Source organism: Sorangium sp. So ce887 (assembly GCF_051521455.1).
Classification (GTDB): Bacteria; Myxococcota_A; Polyangia; order Polyangiales; family Polyangiaceae; genus Sorangium.
Window position 1 is genome coordinate 12,210,661 of record NZ_CP150354.1, and the last position, 26,432, is coordinate 12,237,092.

Annotated in this window: 21 protein-coding genes; 8 read left to right on the plus strand and 13 right to left on the minus strand. The window is 67.3% G+C overall.

The window, feature by feature from the left end:
* Positions 1 to 399: 399 nt before the first annotated feature.
* Both WMF36_RS45805 and WMF36_RS45810 read right to left on the minus strand, forming a co-directional pair.
* Complete coding sequence (locus tag WMF36_RS45805) at positions 400 to 918, minus strand: hypothetical protein (protein WP_437577182.1); 519 nt, start codon at positions 916 to 918, stop codon at positions 400 to 402.
* A gap of 330 nt (positions 919 to 1,248) precedes the next feature.
* Positions 1,249 to 1,692 (minus strand): amidase family protein, encoded by a 444-nt coding sequence (locus tag WMF36_RS45810; RefSeq protein WP_437577183.1) that lies wholly within the window; start codon positions 1,690 to 1,692, stop codon positions 1,249 to 1,251.
* Between the two features lie 364 nt (positions 1,693 to 2,056).
* Between WMF36_RS45810 and WMF36_RS45815 the strand changes: the two genes are divergently transcribed.
* The 6 genes from WMF36_RS45815 to WMF36_RS45840 are packed head-to-tail and all read left to right on the plus strand — an operon-like array spanning position 2,057 to position 8,604.
* A complete protein-coding gene (locus WMF36_RS45815) occupies positions 2,057 to 3,130 on the plus strand; it encodes an acyl-CoA reductase (protein ID WP_437577184.1) in 1,074 nt (357 codons plus the stop codon).
* Complete coding sequence (locus WMF36_RS45820; protein ID WP_437577185.1) at positions 3,127 to 4,593, plus strand: acyl-CoA reductase; 1,467 nt, start codon at positions 3,127 to 3,129, stop codon at positions 4,591 to 4,593. Before WMF36_RS45815 ends, WMF36_RS45820 begins: the two co-directional genes overlap by 4 nt.
* The gene (locus WMF36_RS45825) at positions 4,593 to 5,816 is read left to right on the plus strand and encodes a LeuA family protein (protein ID WP_437577186.1); all 1,224 of its coding nucleotides are present in this window, start codon (positions 4,593 to 4,595) and stop codon (positions 5,814 to 5,816) included. Before WMF36_RS45820 ends, WMF36_RS45825 begins: the two co-directional genes overlap by 1 nt.
* A gap of 3 nt (positions 5,817 to 5,819) precedes the next feature.
* Entirely contained in the window at positions 5,820 to 7,088 is a 1,269-nt protein-coding gene (locus tag WMF36_RS45830; RefSeq protein ID WP_437577187.1) for a 3-isopropylmalate dehydratase large subunit, read from the plus strand.
* Positions 7,085 to 7,591, plus strand: coding sequence for an aconitate hydratase (locus tag WMF36_RS45835; protein ID WP_437577188.1), 507 nt, complete (start codon positions 7,085 to 7,087; stop codon positions 7,589 to 7,591). The genes WMF36_RS45830 and WMF36_RS45835 overlap by 4 nt, the downstream gene beginning before the upstream one ends.
* A 2-nt stretch (positions 7,592 to 7,593) precedes the next feature.
* Positions 7,594 to 8,604 carry an extracellular solute-binding protein gene (locus WMF36_RS45840; protein WP_437582047.1) on the plus strand — a complete coding sequence of 337 codons (1,011 nt, stop codon included), beginning with the start codon at positions 7,594 to 7,596 and terminating at the stop codon, positions 8,602 to 8,604.
* 79 nt (positions 8,605 to 8,683) lie between these two features.
* Here WMF36_RS45840 and WMF36_RS45845 read toward each other — a convergent pair whose 3' ends face one another.
* The 3 genes from WMF36_RS45845 to WMF36_RS45855 all read right to left on the minus strand — a co-directional run bounded on the left by WMF36_RS45845 (position 8,684) and on the right by WMF36_RS45855 (position 12,653).
* Entirely contained in the window at positions 8,684 to 9,730 is a 1,047-nt protein-coding gene (locus WMF36_RS45845) for a formylglycine-generating enzyme family protein (protein ID WP_437577189.1), read from the minus strand.
* The gene (locus WMF36_RS45850; protein ID WP_437577190.1) at positions 9,727 to 11,466 is read right to left on the minus strand and encodes an arylsulfatase; all 1,740 of its coding nucleotides are present in this window, start codon (positions 11,464 to 11,466) and stop codon (positions 9,727 to 9,729) included. Before WMF36_RS45850 ends, WMF36_RS45845 begins: the two co-directional genes overlap by 4 nt.
* A gap of 194 nt (positions 11,467 to 11,660) precedes the next feature.
* Positions 11,661 to 12,653, minus strand: a complete 993-nt coding sequence (locus WMF36_RS45855; RefSeq protein ID WP_437577191.1) for an alpha/beta hydrolase — start codon at positions 12,651 to 12,653, stop codon at positions 11,661 to 11,663.
* A 437-nt stretch (positions 12,654 to 13,090) separates the two neighbouring features.
* Here WMF36_RS45855 and WMF36_RS45860 point away from each other — a divergent pair, with 437 nt between their 5' ends.
* Positions 13,091 to 13,504 (plus strand): hypothetical protein, encoded by a 414-nt coding sequence (locus WMF36_RS45860; RefSeq protein ID WP_437577192.1) that lies wholly within the window; start codon positions 13,091 to 13,093, stop codon positions 13,502 to 13,504.
* Between the two features lie 128 nt (positions 13,505 to 13,632).
* On the opposite strand, the gene WMF36_RS45865 is transcribed toward WMF36_RS45860, so the two are convergent.
* Positions 13,633 to 15,387, minus strand: a complete 1,755-nt coding sequence (locus tag WMF36_RS45865; RefSeq protein ID WP_437577193.1) for an NAD(P)/FAD-dependent oxidoreductase — start codon at positions 15,385 to 15,387, stop codon at positions 13,633 to 13,635.
* A 71-nt stretch (positions 15,388 to 15,458) separates the two neighbouring features.
* On the opposite strand from WMF36_RS45865, the gene WMF36_RS45870 reads away from it, so the two are divergent.
* Positions 15,459 to 15,626, plus strand: coding sequence for a hypothetical protein (locus WMF36_RS45870; RefSeq protein ID WP_437577194.1), 168 nt, complete (start codon positions 15,459 to 15,461; stop codon positions 15,624 to 15,626).
* A 405-nt stretch (positions 15,627 to 16,031) separates the two neighbouring features.
* Here WMF36_RS45870 and WMF36_RS45875 read toward each other — a convergent pair whose 3' ends face one another.
* The 7 genes from WMF36_RS45875 to WMF36_RS45905 form a co-directional block, all read right to left on the minus strand.
* Entirely contained in the window at positions 16,032 to 16,616 is a 585-nt protein-coding gene (locus tag WMF36_RS45875; RefSeq protein WP_437577195.1) for a transposase, read from the minus strand.
* Positions 16,613 to 16,999, minus strand: coding sequence for a helix-turn-helix domain-containing protein (locus WMF36_RS45880; RefSeq protein ID WP_437577196.1), 387 nt, complete (start codon positions 16,997 to 16,999; stop codon positions 16,613 to 16,615). The genes WMF36_RS45875 and WMF36_RS45880 overlap by 4 nt, the downstream gene beginning before the upstream one ends.
* A gap of 78 nt (positions 17,000 to 17,077) precedes the next feature.
* Positions 17,078 to 17,488, minus strand: a complete 411-nt coding sequence (locus WMF36_RS45885) for a hypothetical protein (protein WP_437577197.1) — start codon at positions 17,486 to 17,488, stop codon at positions 17,078 to 17,080.
* A 511-nt stretch (positions 17,489 to 17,999) separates the two neighbouring features.
* Positions 18,000 to 18,389, minus strand: coding sequence for a hypothetical protein (locus WMF36_RS45890; RefSeq protein ID WP_437577198.1), 390 nt, complete (start codon positions 18,387 to 18,389; stop codon positions 18,000 to 18,002).
* Positions 18,390 to 18,707: 318 nt separating this feature from the next.
* Positions 18,708 to 19,151, minus strand: a complete 444-nt coding sequence (locus WMF36_RS45895; RefSeq protein ID WP_437577199.1) for a DUF2141 domain-containing protein — start codon at positions 19,149 to 19,151, stop codon at positions 18,708 to 18,710.
* A 173-nt stretch (positions 19,152 to 19,324) separates the two neighbouring features.
* The gene (locus WMF36_RS45900) at positions 19,325 to 22,423 is read right to left on the minus strand and encodes a hypothetical protein (RefSeq protein ID WP_437577200.1); all 3,099 of its coding nucleotides are present in this window, start codon (positions 22,421 to 22,423) and stop codon (positions 19,325 to 19,327) included.
* Positions 22,420 to 25,128, minus strand: coding sequence for a glycosyltransferase (locus tag WMF36_RS45905; protein ID WP_437577201.1), 2,709 nt, complete (start codon positions 25,126 to 25,128; stop codon positions 22,420 to 22,422). Before WMF36_RS45905 ends, WMF36_RS45900 begins: the two co-directional genes overlap by 4 nt.
* Positions 25,129 to 26,432 lie beyond the last annotated feature (1,304 nt).

A 26,432-nucleotide genomic window follows, 5' to 3' on the forward strand; every position in this document is an offset into this window, starting at 1 on the left:
GGCCGCTCGCGCGGCTGAGCCTCACGGCGCACCTTCCCCCGACGAGAACGATGCACGGCCTGCCGGGCAACGTCATGTCGTTGCAAATCGTCACCCTCCACGGTGCCACGCGCAGGGGCTCTCCATCCCCCGCGCGCGTCGTCTCCGACCCTGCCTCGCGCGCTCCCGCCGTGGAGTCTCGAGGATCTCCGCGAGCTTCGGTTTGAGGAGAGCGAGCTCGCCAGCTCGGGCCCAGCTCGTATCCAGCCCCCGCGGCCCCATGGCGACCTTCGTGCTGATACGACACGGCGACCGCCTCGGGCCGTGCAAACCTGCCGACCTCAGCGAGATTCCAGGCAAGGAGGCGCTCGCTGCTTGAGTAAAGCCGAATGCGACAACTACCTTGGCGGAATTTGCAGGCTATTCCTTGTATTTCGTGCCTGACAGGGATACATAGCAACTGTCGTAACACGTCCTGACCCACTTGTTGCAGGCCCATGTGGCATCATAATCATGATGGCCCCACCAGATCGTGACTGCGCCCTCGGCAGTGCTAACCGGCCACACGGCGTGATGCCAATAGTACCAGCAAGTCCATGTGGTGGTGTCGATAACATGCGCTTGCTGGGCGGTTCCAACCGCCTCCGCCGCCTCGGGGTCGATCGACTCCGCTGACTCGGGATCAGCCGCCTCCGCCGCCTCGGGCTGGATCTCCTGCTCGTCATCGCCTTCGAGGGAAGCCTCCCCAACGCAGCCACCGAGCACGGCTGCGGCACCGAGGAGCGTCAACGGGAGGACCGTCTTGCTGAACAAGCTCATCTTTTTACTCTCCTGAGAACTGAGAATTTTTCGATGGAGCGGACCGTTCGCATCCCGGTCGCTCGCACCTACTGGATGCTCCGGTGGCGGGCCGTCCTTCACCCAATCGTCTGCGGCCATCTCTTCTTCGAGAGAAGTCTCCTGTCACGCCGGCGATCTTGTCGACGCTCATCGAAAACCGCGCAATTCTGGACGAGCCCGCGATGCGCCCCAAGGCCGCCCGGAGGGCCCAGAGCCTCGCCATGCCTCGCATCACGCGACGCCTTCACGCCGGGAGCGGGCCAGCTCGGGCCCAGCTCATATCCAGCCCCCGCGGCCCCATGGCGACCTTCGTGTTGATACGACACGGCGACCGGCTCTCCTCATAACCCCGCGTTTCGTGCCCGCCAGGTGACCTGTCGGGTGCAGAGGGCAAGGCGGCTGGCGGAGCCGCCGCAAGCCGAGCCGCCGTCAGGTCCGCGGAGGAACCCGTGCAGGGTTCCCCGCCTCGAGCGCCCCGAGCACCGCCAGCACCACGTCCTCCCTCCAGAGCCGCGCCGCGACCTGGACCCCGATGGGCAGCCCGGCGCTCCCCTGCTCGGCGGCGCGCGCCGCCTGGTCGGCGCGGTCGCGGCTCGGAGGGCGACCGCTCTCCTCGCCCGGGCGCACGCGCGTCCACGCGACCACCCCGGCGGGCATGCCGACGAGATTGAAGAGCAGCGTGTGCCCGTGCACGGGGCCGAGCCGAACCGTCGCGCCGTGCGGCACGGCGGGCAGCGGGTACGGCGGGCAGAGCAGCGCGTCGAGCCGCTGCGCGTCGAGCGCGGCGAGGAGGGCCTCGCGGTGGCGATTGGGCGCACGGTGCCTCGCCCGGTAGGCAGAGGCAGCACACCTCGGCGATATGGGTCTTGACATCCCGCCAGGATTAGAGCGCCGAACAAAACCGGACCGAGCCAGGCAGCCGAGGGTGGGTGCAGCGCTAGGCGCGACGAGGAGCCCTACTGAAGTAGGGCGACGAGGAGCAACGACGCGATGCGCCCGCCCTCGGCTGCCTGGCGACGGGAGGTTTTGAGAGGCGCTCTTAGTATCTTCCGACCCTTGTCAAGGCTTTTGTCGGCGCTGGGCGCGCGCTCGACTGTCTGAAATCACTCGCTCATTCTGGGCACGGGCTGGCTCGGTAGGCTTCCACCCAAAAGACATCTTGCCAGGACGCTCACGAAAAAGTCTCATCGACGCCCTGAAATTGATGAACTCGCTCTCCATTTGATGGGGACATAGAATGCGAGTGTCCTACCGAGATCCGCTCGTGCAGCGGTTGTTCACGATGATCTCCGACCTGCTCGCGGACGGCGCCGGAGAACCCTCGGCCATCCATGAGCAGCTCCTCGATCTGACCTCCGCGAACTCTCCTGAAGTCAGGGATTACTGGCGCAGGACGACGCGCGGGCTCGGCGTGCCCGATGTCGCGTTCAAGGGCTCCTCTCCGTACCTGTTCCCCGACGAGCCGGCGGCGCGAACCTTTCGCACGAGCGGGACCACGCGGAGCGACCGCGGCAGCGCGCACTACAGCGCTCGGGGGCTCGAGCTCATGGACCTGTCGATCCTGACGAGCGCGCGCCGTCATGTCGTCGCGGGCCTCGAGTCGCCTGTCATCCTCCGCCTCGTCCCGCCGGAGCACCTCGCGCCGGAGATGGTGATGGCGCATGGAATGGAGCTCATCGCCAGGACCTTCGGCCATCGCGAGCTCAGCACGTCCGTCCTCAGCCCGAGCGGTGTGGACCTCGCGCTGCTCGGCTCGCGTCTCGATGCCGCCGTCGCGGAGCGCCTACCCGTCGTGCTCATCGGCGGCTCGTTCGCCTTCGTCAACGTCTGCGACGCTCTCGAAGCGCAGGGCCGCGCCTGGTCGCTGGCCCCTGGTTCTCGCATGATCGACGCCGGCGGGTTCAAGGGGCGTTCGCGCGCCGTCGGGGTCGACGAGCTCCGGGCCGTCGCTCGCCGCGTCTTCGGGATCGCCGCGGAAGGTTGCGTGAACCTGTTCGGAATGACCGAGCTCGCGAGTCAGCTCTACGACGCCGCGGACGTCGCGATCGGACCGCTGGGCGAACGACCGAAGGGCTCGACGCCGTTTGTGGCCCCGAGGGTGCGCGACGCGCGCTCTCTCTCGGTGCGGACCGAAGGCCCGGGTCTGCTCGAGGTCGTCGACCTCTGTGTGATCGATCGACCTCACGTCGTCTTGACCGGGGACCTCGGAGTCGCGCGCGGCGGAGGGGTGGCGATCACGGGCCGGATCGAGCGCGGTCAGAGCCGAGGCTGCTCGCTGGCGCTCGACGCGATGACCGGAGGTGCGTCGTGACAGCGCAGGCCGCCGTCGACGCCCGCTGGATCTCCTGGATGCCTCGCTGGGTCAGGAGCGCGGATCTCGCCCGCTTCGAGGTCGCCTCGCGCTCGTCGGCGGGAGAGGCGCGGCGCTGCGCGCGGCCGGTGGCCGAGGGCTGGCGGGCGCTCGGCCAGGGCCTGCGCCGCGCGCAGCTCAGCCTGCGCGACATGCCGATCGCCGACATCATCGCGGCGATCGACGCCGTCGCGGAGCGGTGGATGGACCGCAGCTTCGAGCCGCGCCGGCGCGCGCGCGCGGAGGTCGTCATCGCGACCGGCTTCTCGCCCGAGGCGGTGGATCGGAGCTTCGATGTCGAGCTCCGCAACTACCGCGCCGACTCCCTTGTCCGCGCGCTCCGGCGTGAGCTCAATCGACCTGACGTGCTCGATCGGTTTCAACCCGACGCCGACCTTCACGGCAGCACGCTCGCCACGGGTCCGCGCGTCACGCTGGCCATCCTGACGGGTAACGTGCCGGGGCTCCCTGCGCTCTCGATCGTGCGTTCATTGCTCGTCAAGTCCGCCGTGATCGCCAAGGTGGCGAGCGGCGAGCCGACGTTCGCGGCGCGCTTCGTCCAGACCCTCGCAGAGGTCGAGCCGAGGTTCGGAGATGCCATTGCCGTCACCTACTGGGAGCGCGACGACGAGGCATCCCTCAGGAGCGCGCTCGCGGAGGCGGACGCGGTGATCGCGTACGGAAGCGACGACGCATGCGCCGCGATCCGAGCGCACGTCGCGCCGCATCAACGGTACGTCGAGCACGGCCACAAGGTGTCGGTCGCCGTGATTGCCAGGGACTACCTCCTCGACCTCGGCCCGGGCGAGGTCGCGCGGCGCGTCGCGGTCGACGTGTCGACGTTCAATCAGCACGCCTGCATCGCTCCCCAGGCCGTGCTGGTCGAGGGCGACGCGATCAGCGTGCGCGCGTTCGCCGCCGAGCTCGCGACAGCCATGGATGACGATGCTCGCGCGTGCCCGCTCGGTGCGCTCGAAGAGGCGGAGGCCGCATCGCTCCAGCTGCGCCGCCTGGCGTATACGTGGCGCGCCGCATCGAGGCCCGGGTGTGACCTGTGGTGCCCGGCCGGCCTCGACTGGGCCGTCGTCCTGAGCACCGATCTCACCGGCCTGACGGGGTCGGGCAACCGTGTCGTCCACGTCGTCCCGGTGCTGGACATGGATAGCGTCATGGACGCCTTGCGACCCGTCGCGCGACACCTCCAGAACGTCGGGCTCGGCGCGAATGGGCCCCAGTTCTGGGCGGCGGCGGAGACCCTGGCGCGGCTCGGCGCGTGTCGCGTGAGCGAGCCTGGTCGCATGGCGGAGCCGAGCATGATGTGGAGACACGATGGCATGCAATGCATCGCACAGCTGATACGTTGGTGTGATGTGGAGATGCATCGAGAGAGCGAACGAGCGGGGGGCAGGCGCGGAGGTGCGTGATGGTCCATTCGAGCGGCGCGGCGGACATGCGGTTGCCCACAACGGTCGAGATCATCGACTGCACGTTGCGAGACGGTGAGCAGACCGCGGGCGTGTGGTTTACGCTCGAGGAGAAGATCGAGCTGGCCGAACACCTGTCCGCGGCTGGCGTCGACGTGCTCGACGCCGGGTTCCCCGCCGCGTCCGGATCCGAGCGAGAGTCGCTCCAGGAGATGAGCCGGCGGAAGCTCCGCTCGCGTATCGGGGCGACCGCGCGCCCGCTCCCGGGCGACGTCGCTGCCGCCGCGCAGTCGCGCGCTCAGGAGGTCTTCCTGTTCATGCCCACGAGCGATCTCCGGTTGACAGAGACGCTGGGCATCACGCGTGACCGAGCGAGCCTGGTCTTCCGCGCTGGGGCGGAGGACGTCGTCGGGCGCGGCATGACGCTCAACCTCGTGCTGGAGGACGCGACACGCACCGCGCCAGGGCATCTCATTCACCTCGTCGATGACCTGCGACGGCACGTGCCGATCGCGCGGCTCGTGATCTGCGATACGGTGGGATGCGCGACCCCGCACGCGATGGAGCGGCTGATCCGCACGCTCGACGATGGCCTCGATCGCCAGATCCCCCTCTCCATGCACGCTCACAACGACTTCGGCCTCGCCTCCGCGAACACACTCGCGGGGGTCCTGGGCGGCGCGCGCGCGATCACCGCCACGGTGAACGGGATCGGTGAGCGCGCTGGCAACGCCGATCTCGCCGAGTGCGTGGCGGCGCTCACGCACCTCTACGGTGTCCAGCACGGGATCGACGGGCGCGCGCTCCCAGGCCTCTCGCGCATGGTGGAGCGAATGAGCGGTATCCAGTTGAGCCCGACGAAGCCGGTGACGGGGTTCAACGTCTTCCGGCACGAGTCCGGCGTGCACGTGGACGCCATGCTCAAGGACGTGCGCAGCTACGAGTCCTTACCGGCCGCGTGGGTCGGGCGCAAGCGGGAGTACGTGCTTGGAAAGCACAGCGGCACGTCGCTCATCCGCCACTTGATGGATGAGGCCGGGATCCCGTGTGATGCGGAGATGGCGCAGCAGCTCCTCGACGAGGTGAAGCTCGGCGCTGAGCGCCGCGACAAGACGGAGCACGTCCGGGAGCTCGCGCGGTCGGAGGCGTTCAGCCGGGCCCGGCTCGCGGGCCTCGATCTCTCGATGATGATCGCGCGCCGCAGGCTGCGCGTGGCGGGGTGAGCGATGAGCGGACGGACCATCAGCGACAAAGTCATCGATGCTCACGCCGTCGACGATGATCCCGAGGCAGTCTACCGGCGGGTCAGGATCGACGCTCTCCTCGGCCACGACGCGACCACAGCGCTGTTGATCCAGGAGTTCGAAGGGCGCGGCCTCACCGTCTGGGACCGAGATCGCGTGATGCTCACGAACGATCACTTCTCCCCTCCGGCGACGATAGAGCGCGCCGACATCTCGAACAAGTTCCTTCGATTCGCGCGGCGCAGCGGGGTCAAGCACCTCATGCTCGACCGGGGTATCTGTCATCAGCTCCTCGTCGAGAGCTCGCTCTGTCGGCCCGGGAGTCTGATCGTCGGCGCCGACAGCCATACGATCATGGGCGGAGGCGTCGGGGCGTGCGCCACCGGGATGGGGTCGACCGACATCCTCTTCGCGCTCGCCACGGGCATGACGTGGCTCCGGCGGCCTGCCACGATACGCGTTCGTCTCCGTGGCAAGCTCTCTTCACAATGCAGCGGCCGCGACATCGTTCTCCGGCTCCTCTTCGAGCTCGGCGAGTCCGGTGCGCAGTACCGTACGCTCGAGTTTCACGACGCTTCGGAGCCGCGCCTCGGGCAGGACGATCGGTTCGCCGTGGCGAACATGGCCGTCGAGCTAGGCGCGAAATTCGGCGTCTTCGTCCCGGACGAGGTCACGGTCGCTTACTGTACGAGGCGTGACGGCGCGGCGCCGACCCGCCTCGTCTTGCCGGACGGCGACGCCGTCTATGAGCGGACGCTCGACCTCGACCTCTCGGAGCTCCGCCCCCTGATCGCGAAGCCGTGGTCCCCGGCCAACGTGTGCACGATCGATGAGGTCGAGGAGGTGCCCATCTCGGTGGCCTTCCTTGGCTCTTGCTCGAGCGGGCGTCTCTCGGACATCCGCGATGCGGCGCAAGAGGTGGAGGGGAAGGCCGTGCACCCGAGCGTCCGGTTCATCGTGATTCCGGCGTCCGTCGACGTCTTCAAGCAGGCATTGCGCGAGGGCTACGTCGCCACGCTGACCGAGGCAGGCGCGATCTTCAATCACTCGAGCTGCGGACCGTGCGGGGGGATCGACAAGGGCGTGCTCGGCGCGGAGGACGTCTGCATCTCGACCTCGAACCGCAATTTCCGCGGTCGAATGGGCCACTGGGAGAGCCGCACGTACCTCGCCGGCGCGCGGACCGTCGCGCGGGCCGCGCTGCTCGGACGAATCAGCCCCCGTCTCTACGAGGGAGCGAGGCCATCATGACGCCGACCCGGGGACGTGTGTGGACGTTTGGTGATGACGTGAACACCGACGTCATTCACCCTCCGCAGTTCTTCAGCCTCGACCCCGACAAGGTGAAGCGCGGGCTCTTCCACGGCCTCGATCCGACCCTCCAGCCTGCGCTCCGGCCGGGTGACGTCCTCGTCGCCGGACGAAACTTCGGGTGTGGCTCGAGCCGCGAGACGACCATACGCTCCCTCAAGCTGAACCAGATCGGCGTGATCGTGGCGCTCGATTTCGCGCGCATCTTCTTCCGCAACGCGACGAACAACGGGCTACCCTGCCTCACGTTCTCTGACGCGGCGGATCGGTCGAAGCTCGTGAAGGGCCAAGTCGTCGAGATCCACCCAGCGGAAGGACGCCTGGTGACAGACACCGGCGAGGAGATCGCGCTGGATCGTCCGGGGAAATTCATCCAGCAGATCTGGGCGGCGGGAGGGTTGCTAGAGATGCTGCCAGCGGTGGCTCGACGAGGCGACGTGTGACGATGACCCAGGGCCGCATCACGATCCTGTCGTGGCAGGGCGGCTGGGGTCGCGCCCTGCGCCAGGCTGTCTCCGAGCCGTTCGAACGCGAGCTCGGCGTGCGGGTCGAGCACGTGCCTCACGTGGGGCTCAAGCTGCCCGCCGCGCTGACGTCGGCGCTGGAGCGGAACGAGCGCCCGTCGGTCGACCTGATGTGGTCGAACTCCGTGCCTGCTCTTCGCGCGGCGATGCGCGGCGACTGCGTCCCGCTCGATCCCGCCGAGATGCCCGTGCTCGCCGAGCTCACGGGTCGCGCGCGGCCCGCGCCCGCTTTCGGCGGCGTGAGCTCGCTCTCGGTGGTCCATCCGTACGTCGTCTATTATGTGCTCGTGTACCACGAGGAGGCGTTCCCCGACGGCGCGCCGACGTCGTGGCGGGTGCTCGAAGAGCCTCGGCATCGCGGGAAGATCATGCTCTACCCGGGCGGCAACGGGTTCTATCCCATCGCGCAGGTTCTCGGTGGAGGCCGCCTCGAGAATATCCCGGGCGACATGGATGCTTGCTGGAGCTTCATCCGCCGGCTCCGGCCGCAGGTCCAGGAGCTCGATTTCAGCGTCGGCGTGGAGGAGCGCCTCCGCCGGCGCGAGATCGAGCTCTGCTTCCGCGCGCTCACGAACGCGCTCGCGTTTCGCGCCGCAGGCGCCCCGGTCGGCTGGTGCGTCCCGGAGGAAGGGACGACGGACACGGTCGACGCGCTCTGGATCCCCAGGGGTGTCCCGGACGAGCAGATCGAGCTCGCGAAGCGCTACATCTCGTTCGCGTTGCGAGCGGACATCCAGGAAGACTGGTGTGAGCGACTGGGAGCGATGCCGGTTCACCCTGGCGCGGCGATCCCGACGGCCCTTCGAGGACGCACCGATCTTCCTTGCTCCTCCGAGGACCACCGGGGCCTGCTCCACATCGGCGAGCACCTGAAGGTCGCGTGTGAGCACGAATGGGAGGCGCGATTCGCCGGCATCTTCGCGGAGGCGTAGCCATCGGCGGCGCGGGCGAGTGAGCTCATCTTGCGCCGGCGCGACGAGCTTCTCGCCTCCAGGGCCCGAAGCGGGGAGATCACCCCGGCGCGGTGGTCCGGAAGCCGAGGTGCATCGTGGACATTGAACGGTCCTGCGGATGGCGGGCCGTGGCGCGGTACCTCGCGCAGAAGCTGGGCGCGCAGAGGAACGAGCCGCCCTTGATGACGCCCTGGACCTCGGCCGTCGCGGCCCTCGCGGGGGGTAGGGCCGCGCAACTCGAGGACTGAACGTCGTGGTATTCGTCGGACGTCCACTCCCAGACATTGCCGATGAGGTCGTACAGCCCGTATGCGTTCGCCGGGAAGCAGCCCACTGGGGCGCGGCCGTGGAACCCGTCGTCCGCCCGGTCCTCCAGCGGAAAGTCGCCCTGCCAGAAGTTCGCCGTGGGACGGCCCCCGGGGTCGACCGGGGCGCGTTGGAGGGCGGCGTCGTCGAGACCCGCGCGCGCCGCGAACTCCCATTCCGCCTCGGTGGGCAAGCGCCGTCCGATCCACCTCGCATACGCCAATGCGTCCTCGTACGTGACTTGGACCACGGGAGCGTTCGGGGCCGCCGAGCTCCCGGGGCCCTCCGGATGTCGCCACGTCGCGCCCGACACGTAGCGCCATAAGGCGTCGGGCCGCGCGCCGAGCTCTTCGCGCTCGGGGACGCGCAACACCGCGCCGCCGCCGCTCCGCTCCGCGGTGGTCACGTAGCCGGTCGCCGCGACGAAGGCGCCGAACTGCGCGTTCGTCACCTCCGTGCGATCGAGCCAGAACGGCTCGACGGTCACCTCGCCTCGGGGCCTCTCCTCGGCATAGCCCCGCAGGGTGCCCGGCGTATATGTGCCGCCGTCGAAGTGCACCATGCCGGCGTGATCGTGCGTGCCCCACCCCGGCGGGAAGCCGGAATAAGATCGGCACTGCTCGTCTGCGCCGAGCGGAGGCTCCGGGGGCGCGGGACGTACGTCCGTGAAGACAGCAAGCATTCGAGCCGCGGCGCCTCCGGGCTCGCGCGCCCGCGCCGAGCCGATCAGCACGACCGCGGTCGCCAGGAGCCCTGCCGCGAGCGCGCCGTGCACCTGTCTGTCTACCCGGGACCTCACGGCGCCGGATTGGCGAGCACCACGCCGGTGCCCACGACGTATTTCTCCCATTCTTCCTCGAGCTCGGCGCGGATGGCCGGTTCGGCCGCGGAGACGTCGACCTGCTCCGCGCGGTCCTTCGACAGGTCGTAGAGGGCCCAATCCGCCGTGCCGAACGGCGGCTCCAGCCACACGAGCTTGTGGTCGCCCCGGAGCACGTAGCGGTCTCCGAACAGCTCCTCGGCGAGGACTCTGGCCCAGGGGCGCACCTCTTGCGCCAAGCCCTCCAGCACCGGGAGCAGCGAATACCCCGTGATCGGGTGCACCTCTCGCCCGGCGTAGGTGGAGCCGGGGTCCGCGATGCCCGCGATGGCCAGGAAGGTGGGCGCGACGTCGGAGACGTGTGACAGGCCGCGGAACGCCTGCTGCTTGGCGGTCTGCGCCGGCAGGCGCACGATGGCCGGTACGGTGACGCCGCCCTCGGTCGTGTGCGCCTTCCAGAGGCGGAACGGCGTCGCACCGACCTCGCCCCACCGCGCTCCGTACGTCACGTTGGAGAGCGGTTTCCCGAGGTTCTCGAGGCTGTTGTCGGTGTTGGGGCCGTCCGGGAAGTTGAACGTCCCGCCCTCGGCGCCGTTGTCCGACTGGAAGAACACGAGCGTGTTGTCGTACTCGCCGATCTCCTTGAGGCGCTCGATCAGCCGCCCGATGTTGTAGTCGAGGTGCTCCACCATCGCGGCGTAGATCTCCATGCGCCGCGCCTCGACCTGCTTCTGCTCCGGATCGAGGTCATCCCAGTCGGGGTTGTCAGGCGTCGAGGGCAGTCGTGGGGCCGGCTCGAACGCCTCCGGGATGATGCCGAGCTTCTTCTGGCGCGCGATGCGCGCGCTGCGGACCGCTTCGTAGCCCTCGTCGTAGCGGCCGCGATATCGGTCGATGTACTCCGGCGGCGCCATGAGAGGCCAGTGGGGCGCCGTGTACGCCGCGTAGGCGAAGAACGGTTTGCCATCGCCGGCATGCTGGTCGATGTAGGAGATCAGCTTGTCCGTATAGAACGTCGTCGAGAAGAAGTCCGCGGGCACGGTGGTGAGGACGCCGTCATCCCTGTATTGCACGTTGTCCGAGGGGATGGGTTGGCCCGGCACGGGCGCGAAGTGCGAGCCGGCGCCTCCGAGCAGCGCGAACGACGACTCGAACCCGCGCGCCTTGGGGCCGTGGATCTCCTCCACGCCGAGGTGCCACTTGCCCGCCATGTACGTGCGGTAGCCGCCGTCCCGGAGGAGCTCAGCGATCGAGAGCGATTGCTCGTTCAGGTACCCTTCGTAACCTGGCTTGCCCTGCTGCTCGGGCCTCATGACTTCCGCCATGTTACCGAGGCCGACGAGGTGGTGATCGGTGCCCGAGAACAGGCTCGCGCGAGTGGGGGAGCAGGTCGGCGTGGACTTGTGATCGGCGAGGATGCGCCCCTCCGCGGCCAGCGTGTCGAGGTTGGGTGTCGCGATCTCGCCGCCGAAGGCGCCGATGTCCGAATAGCCAAGGTCATCGGCGAGGATGAACAGGATGTTTGCCCGGGCCGCGGCGCTCCCGCCCGTCCCTGCGGTGCCTCCGCTCGTTTCCGCGGTGCCGCCGGTCTGCGAGGCCGTCCCCCCGCCGCTGGTGGACGTCGCCGTCCCCTCGTCCGAAAGGCATGCCGGCCGTGTCAGCGTGCCCAGCGCCACAGTTCCAACAATGCACGCGCGTCCCAAATAGAGGCTCATTCATCCATTGTGATGGATGGATTCACGCGTGGCAACCGGGATCGCGAGCGGACGTTGAATTTTGGATCGATAAACAAATTCTCGTGACGCCCTGTTGATCATCGGAATACATTCCGCTGTGACTGACGTCCGTCGCCTCATGAGATCGAGAGTCGCTCCGCGCCCGAGCCGCGCCGCCGGGGGCGGGGAGGGGCTCAGCCTCCGCAGAGCGTCGCCGCGATCCAGCCGTGGATCGGGAGCCAGCTCACGAGGTTGTGGACATGCAGGTTGAAGTCATGTCCCATGCCGGGCAGGACCTGCACGGTGACGCTGGACGCGCTGGTCCACGCGTCGTCTTCCAGGTCGGCGGTGCTGCCGGGCGCGATGGGGTCGAGCTCTCCGAGCTGCACGAGCACGGGCGACGTCACCTGATCGACGAGCGTGACGGCGGGATCGTACTGGGAGGCCAGCGCGCTCACGGCGAGGGCGCGCGGGAGCTCGTCGATGAGCTCCGCGTTGTCGAGGGCGATCACGTCGGGATCGGCGAGCAGCGGGTTGTAGAAGTGCTCCGCGCGAAGCTCGGCCGGCAGCGTGAAATAGGGCTGCTGCAGCAGCGCCGCGAAGTCCGCGGGATCGAAGGGGCTCGGCACCGGCACATGCCCCATGCCGGTCGTGACGAGGGCGTCGGCGTCGCCGTACGCCCCTTGCACGTGCGTGGCGGTCATGCTCCCGAGCGAATGTCCCACGAGGACGATCTCGTCAAACGCGTGTCCGAGCGGGTTGTGCGCTCCGCGCAGGCTGGCGAGCACCTGGTGAACCCCGCTCCCCGCCTCCTCCAGCGTCACGAGGTCGCCGGGGGGGCGGCTGCTCTCCCCGGAGCCGAGCTGATCGATCGCGAGCACCGCGTAGTTCAGGCGCGCCATGAAGCGGGCGTACGAGTACGGGTGCCCGTTGACCGCAGGCGCGTCCCAGTACCTGTGGTTGTACGAGCCGCCGTGGATGGCGACCTGAAGCGTCTTGTTCCGGTAGCTGTGCTGGTAGTAGAGGTGCCCGGCGATGGAATAGGTGTTGCCATCCGAGAGCGTGACGGGAAACGTGACCTCCTTGACGCGGATCTGCGACGTCGCCGCGGCCGGGCGCGGGGCCACGAGCGCGAGCGCGGCGAGCGCGATGAGCACGGTGAAAAAACAGCGTATAGCGCGATGCACGGTCTTCATCAGGCCTCCTGGAGCTCGGCAATGTCGCGCACCTGAGCATCAGCGAGCGTACGGCCACGCGACGGCACGGCGAAGGAAAGGCCACGCATCGCTTCACGCCAACGCAACCAGGGCGTCTCCGCACATCCAGCACCTGGGCGACTCCACGCCGGCGACCACGCCGCGTCCACCCGCGGGGGCTCTCCCTGCCCCGCGCGCGTCGTCTCCGAGCCTGCATCGCGCGCTCCCGCCGTGGAGCTCGAGGAGCTCCGCGTCGGGCTTGAGGAGAAGGAGATCGAGATCGCCAGCGCTACAGGAGGCTTCTTTCGAGAAAGAGACGGCCGCAGACGATTGGGTGAAGGACGGCCCGCCACCGCAGCATCCAGCAGGTGAGAGAGACCGGGATGCGAACGGTTCCCCCAGGTAAAAATCCTCAGGAGAGTAAAAAGATGAGCTTGTTCGGCAAGAGGGTCCTCCCGTTGACGCTCCTCGGTGCCGCAGCCGTGGTCGGTGGCTGCGTTGGCGAGGCTTCCCTCGACGGCGATGACGATCAGGAGACCCGGCCCGAGGCGGCGGAGGCGGTCGATCCCGAGGCGGCGGAGGCGGCTGATCACGAGTCAGCGGACTCGATCGATTCAGACGCGGCGGAGGCGATTGACCCCGAGGCGGCGGAGGCGGTTGGAACCGTGCAGCAAGCGGCCATTGTCGAGGAGAGCACATGGGCCTGCTCGTGGGGTCTGATTTCCGCCGGCGAGGTCACCATCTGGTGGGGCAACACGACAATTAATGCCATCTGGGCCTGCAACAACTGGAGGTGGTGTGGCAGTATGCTCGGGGGCTGCTCGGTTCGACGGCTGCGGTAACCCACGCGGATGCCCTCGGGACCGCGCCCCTGCCGCGGGCCGAGGGCTCACCTCGCGGCGGCGTCGCGCCGCGCGTGCCGGGCTGAGGGCTCACTGCGCGTGCAACCCGTGCCGGTCTCGCCGGCGGCTCAGGTCGTCGGGACAGGCTCGACCATGTCCGATAGCACGGTGAGCAGCAGCAGGTGCTGCTGGGGGCCCGGCAGCTGCTCCTTCAGCTGGCCGTAGGTGTACTGGCCGCCCTTCAGCCGCTCGGCGAGATCGAGGCCCTTGTGCTCGGCGTCGATGAACTTCACCTTGATGTTGCTCTCGCCGTCGGTGAAGTGGAAGCGGTGGCAGCCGCGCGGGCCGGGGAACAGCTGCAGCACGTCCTTGGCGTGCTTCTGCGGATCGTCCCAGTAGGGCCCGTGCAAGAACGGGATGACCTTGCCGTCGGGCGTCATCGCCGGTCCCTCCAGGGTCATGCTCGGCTTGACGTCGACGTTGCGCTTCAGCCGGACCCTGGCGCTGCTCGGCGGCTCTCTCTGCGCGATCTCGTCATGCGTTCTGCGCAGGGCGCCTTCCTTGCCGAGCGAGTTGACGCTGTTGGTCCCCTTGGTGATGACCTGGATCAGGTCACCGTGGATCTGGCCGTTGACCAGCGCCTGAAACGTATCGGCGCGGGTCACGAACGTCGGCTCGCCGCCGCGGTGCTTCCAGTACACGCTGCTCGGGTTGTCGCGCGCGATCTCGGTGTACCACTGGTCGATTCCGAGCGCGAAGCCGCGCGCGACCGCGTCGAGCGTCTCCTGGTAGTCCTCCCACAGCTCCCGCTTCATGGCCTCGGACATCCCGTCGTCGAACGCGGCCTTGATCATGACGACGGCCATGCCGGCGTGCTGCAGCGCGAAGTGCACGCCCGACGAGAACAGCGGATCGACGAAGTAGGCGGCGTCGCCGATGCGGATCTCGCGCTTGTCCCAGTCGCACATGCGGCCGCTGATCCGGGAGTAGTTCGGGGCGGTCATGAACTTGTCGGACACCAGCTGCGCGTCCTTCAGCAGCTCGCCGAGCAGCGGGACGCGCCGCGCCGTGTCCATGAAGATCCGGGGATCGGTGAACCGCTTCTTCGGATCGCTCAGCACCGAGGGATCGGTCACCACGCCGAGCGAGTAGGTCACGACCCGCTTGCCCTGGACGATCTTGGGCACCGGGATGTACCAGAACCAGCCGTCCTCGAATGCGAGGCTGCCGACCGGGGACAGGTCTTTTTCGCGGAAGATGTTCCATTCGCCGGGCAGCGTCTGCGCGGGCCGGCCGCCCACGACGTGATTCCAGATCGCGATATTCCGGTGCCTGGAAAGGAACTGACGCTCTCCGGTAATCGTCGTGCTGCTGGCCCGCCCGGAGCCGTTGACGAAGATCTTGCACCTGGCTTCGCCGTGGATTCCGAGGTCGAGGGTGGTGAGCCCGTCGTGCCGCGACACCCCGTTCACCGGCGTGCCTTCGTAGATCTCGGCCCCCGAGTCCCGCGCGTGGTCGAGAAGGATGTGATCGAACTCGGAGCGGTTGCAGTGGATCGCCCAGCGGAGGTAGCCATCGCGCTCGTGCAGGGCGTGCTCGAAGTAGGTCGCCCACGGCTGCTTCGGATCCCACGAGTAGAACCCGCCGCCCTTCTTGACGTAGCACTCGCTGGCCAGCACCTTGCCCAGCGCGTCGCTCTCCTGCAGCGACGGGACGATCGTATGTACGAACGTCTCGCCGATGTGGTCGCGCGGAAAGAACTCCTGCTCGAAGATCGCCACCGACAGCTTGGTTTCGCGGCACAGACGCGCTGCGAGCGTGGCGCCGGCGGGGCCGCCTCCCATGATGGCGACGTCGTATACCTTATCTCGATAGTCCGACATGCAATACTCCCCTCATCGGGTCCAGTCCGACCGATCCCATAGGTGAGCTCCCGACATTTGGAGTTTCGAAGATGAGGCGATTTCATGACCGCGCCGAGCGCACCGTGCCGAGCCGCGCCTCTCGAGGCCAGGAGCGGATCCGCTGCGCCGACGCCGGCACGGACTACCTCTACTGCGGGAAGTCGGCCGGGGAAGCGAACCGCCAAGCCGCCAAGGGCGCGAAGAAAACCGGGGAATAGGGGGGATGCCCGGACGGCCCCCTTCCCCCTCTCCCCTTGGCGTCCTTGGCGGCTTGGCGGTTCTTCTGCCGATCCGGGGCAACTTCCCGCAGTAGTGCTACGCCGCGCGCACCGTTCGCGCCCACCGCGCTCCCAACGAGGCGCGCGCCGCGCGTGGTCGGGTCGGCAGCTCGGTGAGGACCGCCGCAGACCAGCGCGCCCTGCGCCTCGTCAACGAAGTAGAGGTGATCCGGCGTGTGGAGCACGCGGAGCGCCATCGGCTCCGGCCCGCCGAGCCGCACGACGTCCCCATCCGAGAGGTGGCGCGCGAGGTCAACCCTCAGCCCGGCACGCGTGGCGCGACGCCGCCGCGAGGTGAGCCCTCAGCCCGCGGCAGGGGCGCGGTCCCGAGGGCATCCTCGTGGCCTAGAGCGGGGAGCAGGTCCGAGGGACACAGTACCCGCAGTGGTTGAACCAGCCGCGAGCGTCCGCCGGAGTGATCGCGCCGATCGCATGTCCCATCGACTTGTAGACGGCTGAGGGCGATCGCGGTGCATCCGCTCGGATCGACTCTTTGATCTTGGAACCACAATTCTCGACCGGAGAAAAGTCCGGGGAGTAGGGCGGCAGGTACATCAGCTTCGCGCCAGCGCCTTCGATCGCTTCGCGAACACCCCGCGCGCGGTGTGCCCCGAGGTTGTCCGCGATGACGACTTGGCCTGGCCTCAGCGCCGGTACGAGCTGTCCCTCGACGTACGCGCGGAAGGCTACGCCATCCATGGTGCCCTCGAACGCGAAGGGAGCGACGACACCGTCGAGGGCCAGCCCGATCGTGAGCGTGATCATAGGGTCGGTGTTGATCGGCACCGCGCCGTGGGCACGGATTCCCCGTGGCGCCCATGCGTGCCTCCGCGTCATGCCCAGATTGGTCCCAAATTCGTCAATAAAAACTAGCTCTTGTGGATCGAGCCGAGCGAGCTTCTTTGCGAAGGCCTGGCGAGCCGCTGTCACATCTTCCGTGTCGCGCTCGGCTGCGTGAAGCGCTTTTTTTTCCGGGTGATGTTCAGCCGCCGTAACGCCCGGCCGACGGTATGGCGGCTGGCTACGATGTGATAACGGCGCGCGAGCAGGTCAGCCAAATCGTCCAGGGTCGCGTCGGAGGACGTCGCCACGAGCGACCTCAGGTCATCCAGGGCTTGCCCGTTGATCTTCGGCCGCGGCCCGTTCGCACGAGGGCGCGGCGCAACGCTGCCGGTCGTCCGGTAGAGCGTGAGATAGGACTGCACGGTTTTCGGTGCGACTTCGAACTGCTCAGCCAGGTCGCGTACCGATCCTTCCCCATTCTCGTACGCCTTGACGATGCGCTCTCGAAGGTCGAGTCCGCAGGGTCGCATCCTTGCTGCCCTCCCGCCACGGGGATGCAAGCAGCGTGCACCTCGGACCAGCTCCCCGCTCTAGAACCGAATTTTCTATCAACGGTAAACTTTGGGTGCAACCCAGCAGCCCCCGGGACTACCTGAGCTCACGCACCACGAGATCCATTCGTTGCAGGCCCATTCAGCAGCTGCGTCCCATTCCCGGGTATTGTTGCCCCACCAGATCGTGACATCGCCGACCCAAAAGGGACCCCACCAGCATTCATAAGTGAGGCTTAGCGCCTGCTGCGCGGTTCCAACCGCCTCCGCTGCGTCGGGGTCAACCGCCTCCGCCGCGTCGGGGTCGATCGCGTCCGCTGACTCGGGATCAGCCGCCTCCGTCGCCTCGGGCTGGGTCTCCTGCGCGTCATCGCCTTCGAGGGAAGCCTCCCCAACGCAGCCACCGAGCACGGCTGCGGCACCGAGGAGCGTCAACGGGAGGACCCTCTTGCTGAACAAGCTCATCATTTTATTCTCCTGAGAATTTTTCAATGGCGAAGACCGTTCGCCTCCCGATCTCGCTCGCCTACTGGATGCTGCGGTGGCGGACCGTCCTTCACCCGATCGTGTGCGGCCATCTCTTTTTCCGAAAGAAGCCTCCTGTCGCGCTGGCGATCTCGATCTCCTCAAGCCGTAGCTCGCGGAGGTCCTCGAGCTACCCATGCGCCGGTGCGCGATGGCCAGTTCCCAGCCTCCTGGGGTTCGATGCCCCGCCGGCTGGGGAGTGAACGCGGCCCCTTCGATGCACGGACGGTTGTTGATACAGCGTCACCTCTCCAGGAGGAAGGCGGATCGCGGAAGGAATCCTCTGTAATTTACGGGGCCGGGAGGGCGAGGTCTACCGCAAGCGGCGCCGCCGCTTGCGCACGTGCGCGAGGTGCTTGCGGTCCACTCCCGCCTCGGGCCGCGCAAACCTGGCGACCTCAGCGAGATTCAGGCAAGGAGGCGCTCGCTGCTTGAGTGGAGCCGAATGCGACAGCTACCTTGTGCGAAGCAGTTCTACGCCGCACCCCCCATCGTAGCATGCCGGGACCCACTGCTTGCAGGCCCATTGGGCGTCCCAGTAATCACCGTTGCCCCACCCGACGTCGACTTGGCCGACCTTATTGTGCACGCACCACCCGCCGCCGCAAGACCAACCCTTGTAGCACCCCCATGTGTATATCAGCGCCTGCTGCGCGGTTCCAACCGCCTCCGCCGCGTCGGGGTCGATCGCGTCCGTTGACTCGAGATCAGCCGCCTCCGCCGCCTCGGGCAGGGTCTCCTGCCCGTCATCGCCTTCGAGGGAAGCGTCGCCAACGCAGCCACCGAGCACGGCTGCGGCACCGAGGAGCGTCAACGGGAGGACCATCTTGCTGAGGAAACTCATTTTTTATTCTCCTGAGAATTTTCAATGGACCGGACCGTTCGTATCCAGATCTCGATCGTCTACTGGATGCCGCGATGGCGCGCCGTCCTTCACCCAATCGCCTGCGTCCATCTCTTTTTCGAGAGAAGCCTCTGGTTGCGCTGGCGACCTCGATCTCCTCAAGCCGGAGCTCGCAGAGCTCCTCGACCTACGCATGCGCCGGTGCGCGACGTAGCGGCGGAGCAGCGCCTCGGGGCGCATCGATAGGCTCGCCGCGCACTAGCAGCGCGACCCGGGCGCCGAGCGCCGCGAGCTGCGCGCGCGGATCGCGGCCCTCCGTCAGTACCGCAGGGCGATCGCGAGCGCGACGGACTTGCCGGCCGGAACGACGAACTTCGACTCGTCCCACGTGGGCGCGGACAGGGCCCGCGTCTTGTTGTTCGACACCCCGTAGCCCTCGATCGGCATGCCGAGGACGTTGGTGTCCATCTTGCCGTTCTTGTTCTCGTCATGCAGGACGGCGACGGCGTACGTGCCAGGAGCGACGTCGACGAAGGTACAGGTCGCGCTCTTCCCGGCGACGGCGACGCGCCGCCGCGCCGCGATGCGCGCGTCCGTGTCGAGGAACGTGTCCTCGTCCGAGTACAGCGCGCACGCGAGGTAGCCATTCGCGTTGCGGAAGTTGCCCACGGTCACGGCGATCGTGGAGGGCTCCGCGGCGGTCGCCGGCCGCCCCGCGGCGGCGATCACGGCGAGCCAGACGACGTGCGAGAATCGCTTCATGGCGGGGTGCTCCTGTCGGCGGGCCGTCGCGCCTGTCCGGATGTGCGTGGTCGACGCGGCGCTCCCGGTTCCTCAGCAAAGATACTTCGTCCGGGGCGCAAAAAAGCAAAGCGATTCGGGGGTGTCAACGGATAATCGGCGCGACCCGCTCCGAGAGTGAGGTTCGATGGCGCCTATCGCCGCGCGAGCGGCAGCACGACGAAGCACGGAACCTCGGCGTCCGACGCGGCGACGCGCCCGTTGTAGATGAGGTAGAGCAGGGAGCGCGTGGCATCCAGCGCGACCCCGTAGTTCTGCCCGATGATGTAGCCGTGCTCCTTGGCCAGCTGCGGTCCCAGCAAGGTCAGCACCTCGCGCTGGCCGCTGACCAGGTCGAAGCGCATGACAGGTGCCTCCTTGAGCTCGGGTTCGCCGGGGGGGCCGGGCAAGTAGGGGGCGTAGTAGAGCCATCGCTCATCCGGTGAGAAGGCGAGCGACGGCGCATAGTACCCTTGTTTCCAGGTGGTGCCGAGCGAGCGGGTGTGGCCGGACGGGTCCAAGGTGAACATCATGCCGCCGTGGGTGGTCGCGTAGACCGTGCCGCTCGGCGCCGGCGATGTGCCGACCCGGAGCATGTTCTTGCGCGAGAAGGACGTCTGGAACGGCACGCTCGGCGGCGCGACGTCGGTGGTCTTGATCCTGTTCTCGGCGGGATCGTAGGCATGCAGGCGCAGATCGCTACCGCTGAAATACACCATCCCATCTCCGCCCAGCATGAGCCCGCGCCGTTCCCCCATCTCCGCCCCGCCGCCGGTGAACACCACCTTCTTTTTCGCGATGTCGAAGACCGCGAGACCCGCCTCGTTCTTGTCCCGGCGGTACGAAATGGCGCGGAAATAGATCAGCCCGCGCGCCGGATCGCAAACGGCCGTGACGACGCCATGCTCGCGGACGATGGTGCCGAGGTTCTCCAGACTCTTGAGCTCCGGGTGATAGCGGAGCAGGATCGACCCCTGATAGCTCGCGTCGTAGTCGGGCTCCTCGTGATCGGGATCGCGTCCGCCCCACCAGGTGGCGAAGTAGAGCCAGCCCTCGGCGTCCTCCACGATGTCGGCGTGTATCTTGCCGTGGCCCTTCTGTCCATGGCGCTGTTCGATGACGCTCGCGACATCGAACACCTTCGTCTCCGTCTTCTTGTCGGGATCGTATTCGATGACCATGGTGTTGCCATCGACGATCTGATGATTGCCGATGGCAAAGTAGTACTTGCCGTTCCGAGCGACATGTCCGTTGCCCCAGACCGTCCAGCGGGTCTCGCCGTTCATCCGCTGAAGCTCGCTGAAGATGTGGACCGTCGGGCTGGGCTGCCCCAGGCGCCTGGCGAGCTGGTGGCGGTAGAGCGAGTCAATGGCAGGCTCGCCGGCGCCAATCTTCTCGATGTGAGCGGCGGGGCCGTTGAGCTTTACCGGTACGTTCGCCGAAACGCCGACGACGCGCGTGAGCCCCGCCTCGGGCAACGGCCCCAGATCCAGGGGAGCCGGAGGGGGCGTGGACATTTTCAGCTGAAGGTTCCAGTAGGTGTTGTACCCTCCGGCCGGTCCCCAGTACGGCTGACCGGTCTGACTGAACAGGAAAGCCCTGTCGCGGTCCTCGACATCGACGATGTCGTCGAAGAGATTGGCGTGACTGGGCCCCCTGTGCAGCTCGATAGTGCCCCGCCGGACGCGGCCATGGGTATATACGTTGCCGTGCGCCCGCGAGTCGAAGCTGATCGAATGGATCTCCTCGGCGTCGATGTCGAAGTCCTTGACGAGCACGTTGTAGGCGTTGAGCAGGATGACGCCGTAATGTCCGGGTCGACCGCTCACGGTGATGTCCTGGACGGTGACATTGGCGCTGTCCGTCACCAGGAAGGCGGAATCCGCATCGTCGACGCGAACGTCGCGCACCCAGGAGTGAGCCACATCGGTCAGGTAAATCGCGTTGAAGCCGCGCTCCTCCTCGTGAGGCGCCTGCGGGGCGGGCTCGAAGCTCACCCGGAGATGCTCGATACCGACGTTCTCGAGGAAGCTGGTATGGCTCACCGTCGAGCCCCATTCCGGATGAACGTCGAACAGGAGCGGTTGCTTGAGAACGACGATGTTTCCTTTCACCTCGACCACGGTCGCTTCCTGCGTCGCTATCGGCGTGTTCGAGGGGGAGGCCATCTTCTCGCCGAAGCTGCGGTCCCGGACGCCGAACATGTGGCGCAGGATGGGGGAATCGTCGCCGCTCCGGTTGTACCACCGGATGCTCAGGATCTCGCCGGCCGTCACCGCGCCGGCGCCGTCCGTTCGCAGCTCGTGCTGACCCCGCCTTCCCTCCAGGGCCTTGCCGAACGGCGGCGCATTCGACTTGTCGGGGTTTCTTGTCCAGATGACCCCGCCGTTCCAGGCGAACGCCGAATAAAGGCCTCCGTGTCCGGTACGCCAGTTCCGCCTGGCGATGTCCTTCTCGATCTTGCTGAGCACGTCGGGCCTCGGCATCTCGGCCAGGGGCTTGGGGACGTAGATCGTCGTGCCGTTCGCTCCGCTCCCTGAGCCCTGTAAAACGATGTCGCCGCGCTCGATGAACAGGATGTCGCTCAGGATAAAGCGGCCGGGGGGGAGGCGGACCACCACGGGGCCCTTGTGACGCTCGGCTTCGTCCAGGGCTGCGCGCAGGGCCGTCGTGTCGTCCCGATCGTCGTTGGGCAGGGCGTCAAAACGAGCGACGTCGATGAGGGTGGCCGGATTGTCCTCCGTCCGTGGCAGGGGAACCTCACCGAAGCGATATCCGGCATAGGAGAGGTCGGGCACGTACTGGCCCGAGGCGAACAGCTCGGGCGACCATGTCCCGGGAAGCGTGGGCTCAGCGGTGGCTGAAGCGTCCCGGAAGGACGTCGCCATCTGCTTCTGCGAGCGCAGCACCATCACGACGTCGCCCTGGCCGACGTGCGCGCCGGGAGCCGCCAGGACCTCGACCACCTCGGCGTCGGCCTTGGCGGTCACCTCACCCTCACGGTCAGGCCCGACCCGGAAGAGCATGTCCGTGGCGGACACCGGGGCTCCCGGGGCGAGCTTCGGGGCATAGAGCGTCCCGGCTATCGGTGCGCGGATCACCTCCCGCTCGCCGACGTCCTCGACCGTGGCGAGGTTCGCCGGGACGCTCACGGCCGACGTAGCCTGGGTCGTGTACGTCATCCACATCTTCGCCTGGACGGCGCCGAGCAACAGCAAGGGGGTGACGACAGCGGCGATCTTGCCAGGTGTCATAGATTTCCCACCTCCAACGACGGCGAGTCACCCTCGTCAGAGATCAGGCCGTCTTCGGTTCCCTCGGCCAGCTCCGCCCCGAAGGGTGAGAAGACGACGTTTCCCAGCCCGTCGGGCGGCGCCCATCGGGCGGTGGCCGGGGTTCGCATGATTTTCGGCCAGGGATGGTTCGGCCGAGGGGCGAGACGGGCGACGTGCACGCGATTGCGCCGGCTCCATCCTCCGTGAAAGTTCACGTCGCAGTCGGCGTCAAGGTCGTCGAACGTGTTGTCGTGGCTCGACCACTGGATGGTCAGGTGACGCAGGCCGCGCAGGGTGAGCTCGTCGAAGGTGCCGAAGCTGGTTCGGGCGATGCGTACATAACCATTGCCTCCCGGTCCCTTGTTCCAGGCCCCCTCGAGCAGGGCATCGCTGACGCGCGGGGCGTAGGCGGTGTCGATGCTCAGCGGATGCCGACCGGCGGAGAAGATCTCGACGTTCTCCAGGTTCACGTCGGCCGTTCCCAGCAGCATGATCCCGTCCACGGCCTTGTTCGGCCGCGTATTCTCGTAAAGATCGGGCGCGGGCTCGCCGTTCAGCTCATAGCGCATCGTGAGATCCCGGATCGTCACCTCGCGCCGCAAGTGCACCGGGATGACCTCGGTCCCTGCCGGGAAGGTGTCTCCGACCGGCCGTTCGAGCGTGATGGTGGAGCCCTCGGCCCGCGTCACGCGCCCCAGCGTCTGGCGCAAGATGGGGTATCGCTGGTTCCACCGGCGGGCTCCCAGCGCGTCGAGGAACGCTTGATCATTGGCGGTCCGCAGCGCGACGAAATCCCCGGCCTGGACCTTGATCGGGTGCGTGAGATTCACCGTCGTCCGGGTGGGATCGAGGGGGGATTCGAGCTGCCCCTTCCTGTCGCCCTGCACCTCCGAGGGCAGCTCGCCCCGCACCACGACCATCGCCGGGGTCGGCAGTCCACTGCTGGAGAAGCTCGCCACCAGCGTCGTTTTTCCTCTCCCGGCACCTTCGAGGACGACATCGTCGCGGCGGATGATGAGCGGCTTCGTCAGCCGGATCTCGCGCGCCGCGACGCGCACCACGGACCCGGGCTTGGCCTCCGCCAACATGCGCTCGATCTGGCCTTGCGTCGTCGCTTCCTCGGCGCGCGGGTCGTGCAGCGCGACGGCGGCCGTGAGGACGACGAACATGGCATAGGACAGCGCCGTGAGGCCGGAGGAGACAACCCACTCGCGGAGGTCTCTCGCCACCTGGGTTTGTCCCGTCCCCTGGCGGGTCCAGCGCTGCTTGTGCAGGTTGAAGGTCATGTGGATCTTCACCACGGCGCCGACCACCTGATTGTAGTAGAGAAGGAATGGATAGAACGGGGAGACGCGCCCCCGAGGTGCGCCGAGGAGGACGCTCTGAGCTGACTTTATCCCGAGCGTCCACAGGAGGTATGCGGCGAGCATGCCGGGAATCTTGCCGGTGAGCATCAGCAGGCCGAAGGTCGGTCCCACCAGCGAGGTCCAGGTGGAAATGCGCTGCTCGAGCAAGGACCACCAGGCGAAGGGACCGACGCGGCGCGGACCCAGCGCGAGGGCGCGGCCATTGGTGCGCAGCATGTTCCCATACCAGCGACACATCAGCTGCACCGACGGCATGACGAAGCCCTTCGAGGGCATGGATTCGAATGTATAGGCGCAGACATCCGGTACATAGAGCATCGACCAGCCAGCCCGCAGCACCCAGTACCAGGTCGACTTGTCGTCGCCGGTGAGGAACTGGATGCGTCCCAGCCGCCAGTGGTCGATGTGATCCTCGCGGACGATGCGCAGGAAATCGGGATGGGTCGCGATCTCGGCGCGGAAGGCGCAAAAACGGCCGGTCAGCGTCAGCACCTTGTCGGACAGGCCGACCGAGGACATGTAGAGGTGCCGTTGGGCGAAGCGCAGGTCGAACCACTCGCGCGCCAGGCTCGTCCCCGACACGATGGCCCGCTCGTCGGTGGTCAGGGCGCCTACCTCCGGGCGCAGGCGGAAGAAGGAGAAGCTGCGTTCGAAGGTGCCCGGCTTGAGGAGCGTGTCGCCGTCCAGGAAGGCTACGACCGCTCCGTCGGGCAGGGGGCGGCGCTGGATGGCGGCGAGGACATCCGCCATGGCCTCGCGCTTGCCGGCTCCGCTCTGCAGGAACAGCTCCAGGCGGACGGACGATGGCGCCCCGCGCCCTTCGAAGAGCGTCCTCACGAGGTCTTGTTCCTCGGCGTTGCCCATCGAGGCCATGACGGTCACGGGCACGCCATACGCGGCCGCCTCGTCGAACAGCGCCTGGAACACCGGTACCGTGACCTCGGGCTTGATCCGATAGGAGGTGATGAGAACGATCACCTCCGACGCGCGCCCCGTCGGCCCCAGCGCGTCGGCAGCGCGTCGAAACTTCGGGAAACGCCAGTTCACGTTGAGCGCAGCGCGGGTGACATTGACAAGAAACCACGACAAGCGCCAGCCCCCCAGAAGACCGATGGCGAAGAGCGCAGCGCGCCCGGGGACGTTGAGGTTCGCGAGCACCGCCCGTATCAGGACAGCGGCGACCGCAACATACAAGGCCGAGCACGCGAGCCATGCGCCTGTGGAGGCCAGGCGGGGAACAAGGGGGAGGAGCTGCTGGACTTGCGTCGGGCGAACCATGCCGTCGCCGATCGGGATTGCTTTGGACGTCGAGCTCATTGAGGTCGTCCTGATCGTCTATGCTGTGGCGTCGCATTCGAACAGCGGGCGCTCGTCCGTCGACGTTGCATCGGCGCCGAGTATCCGGCTCATTGAGTTATCCACGAGGCGCCGCTCCTCCGCCGAGGTGAAGCCTGCCTGGCGAAGGAACCTTTCGATGTCCCGATGGGTGTAGGAGTCGTCGCCGGTGCCCAGATCAGCGCCGTGAGTGCAAGCACCAGGGCGATCCTTGCCTTGCGGCGCTCCTCATCGGCAAGGAACTCCGCCACCGCGAACGTCCCATGGGACCGGCGGCGCTGCGTGCGCGCCGCGCACCGGGATCGATTGAAGCGGGTGAGATGGTGAACACACTACGAGTCCGCGGAGAAGATGATCGTGAGCCTAATTTATAATTGCTAAAATCCTGTGACGAGGTAGCTAAGGTTCGCGCTCGACGGCGGTCAGGCATACCACGGCAGCCGCGATACAGACCGCTTACGAGGCCGCTCCGTCCGCGGGGCGCCCGGCCCGCGGGCGCACGTTCGCCTCGCCCACCATCGGGTGGGATCAAGGACAGCTGCGCTGTCGGGACCTCGTTGCGTGAGGTTTCGGCCCCGCAGCCTGGAGCACGCCAACCCTCGCGGGCTGCACTACTTCGGTCCGAAGCGTGGCGGCGAGGTCTACGAATCGGGCCAAACTTGGCCGGTCTCAATCAATCTCGGCCACTACCGTGAAGCCGAGCAGCCGCCGCTGGTGCCGCATGCGTAGATCCAGTGGTTGCAGGCCCATTCGGCATCCACTCGCCTATGGCCCCACCAGATCGTGACCTTGCTGATTGGGTCCCTACGCATCAAGCAACGCCATGTTGAAAGCCCCCGCTGCGCGGTTCCAGCCGCCTTCGCCGCGTCGGGATCGATCGACTCCGCCGGCTCGGGCTGGGTGTCCTGCTGGTCATCACCTTCGAGGGAAGCGTCGCCAACGCAGCCAACGAGCACGCCTGCGGCACAGAGGGACGGGAGGATCCCCTTTCTGAACAAGCTCATCCTTTTTCTCTCCTGAGAGTTCTTCACTGGAGGAGACCGTTCGCATCCCGGCCTCTCGCGACTGCTGGATGCGGCGTGGGCGGGCTGTCCTTCGCCCAATCGTGTGTGGGCATCTCTTTTTTCGAATGAATGACGATTCCATGACGAAGACGAGTAGGTGGACGCGCAGGTCCGTGTCGCGTGCGAAGCTCTGCCGCGGTCTCCGCGAGAAACACCGCGCCGTGGCGGGATGACGCTGTGAAGCTGCCCGGGACTTCCTCCGCGTAAAAATGGACGCGACGG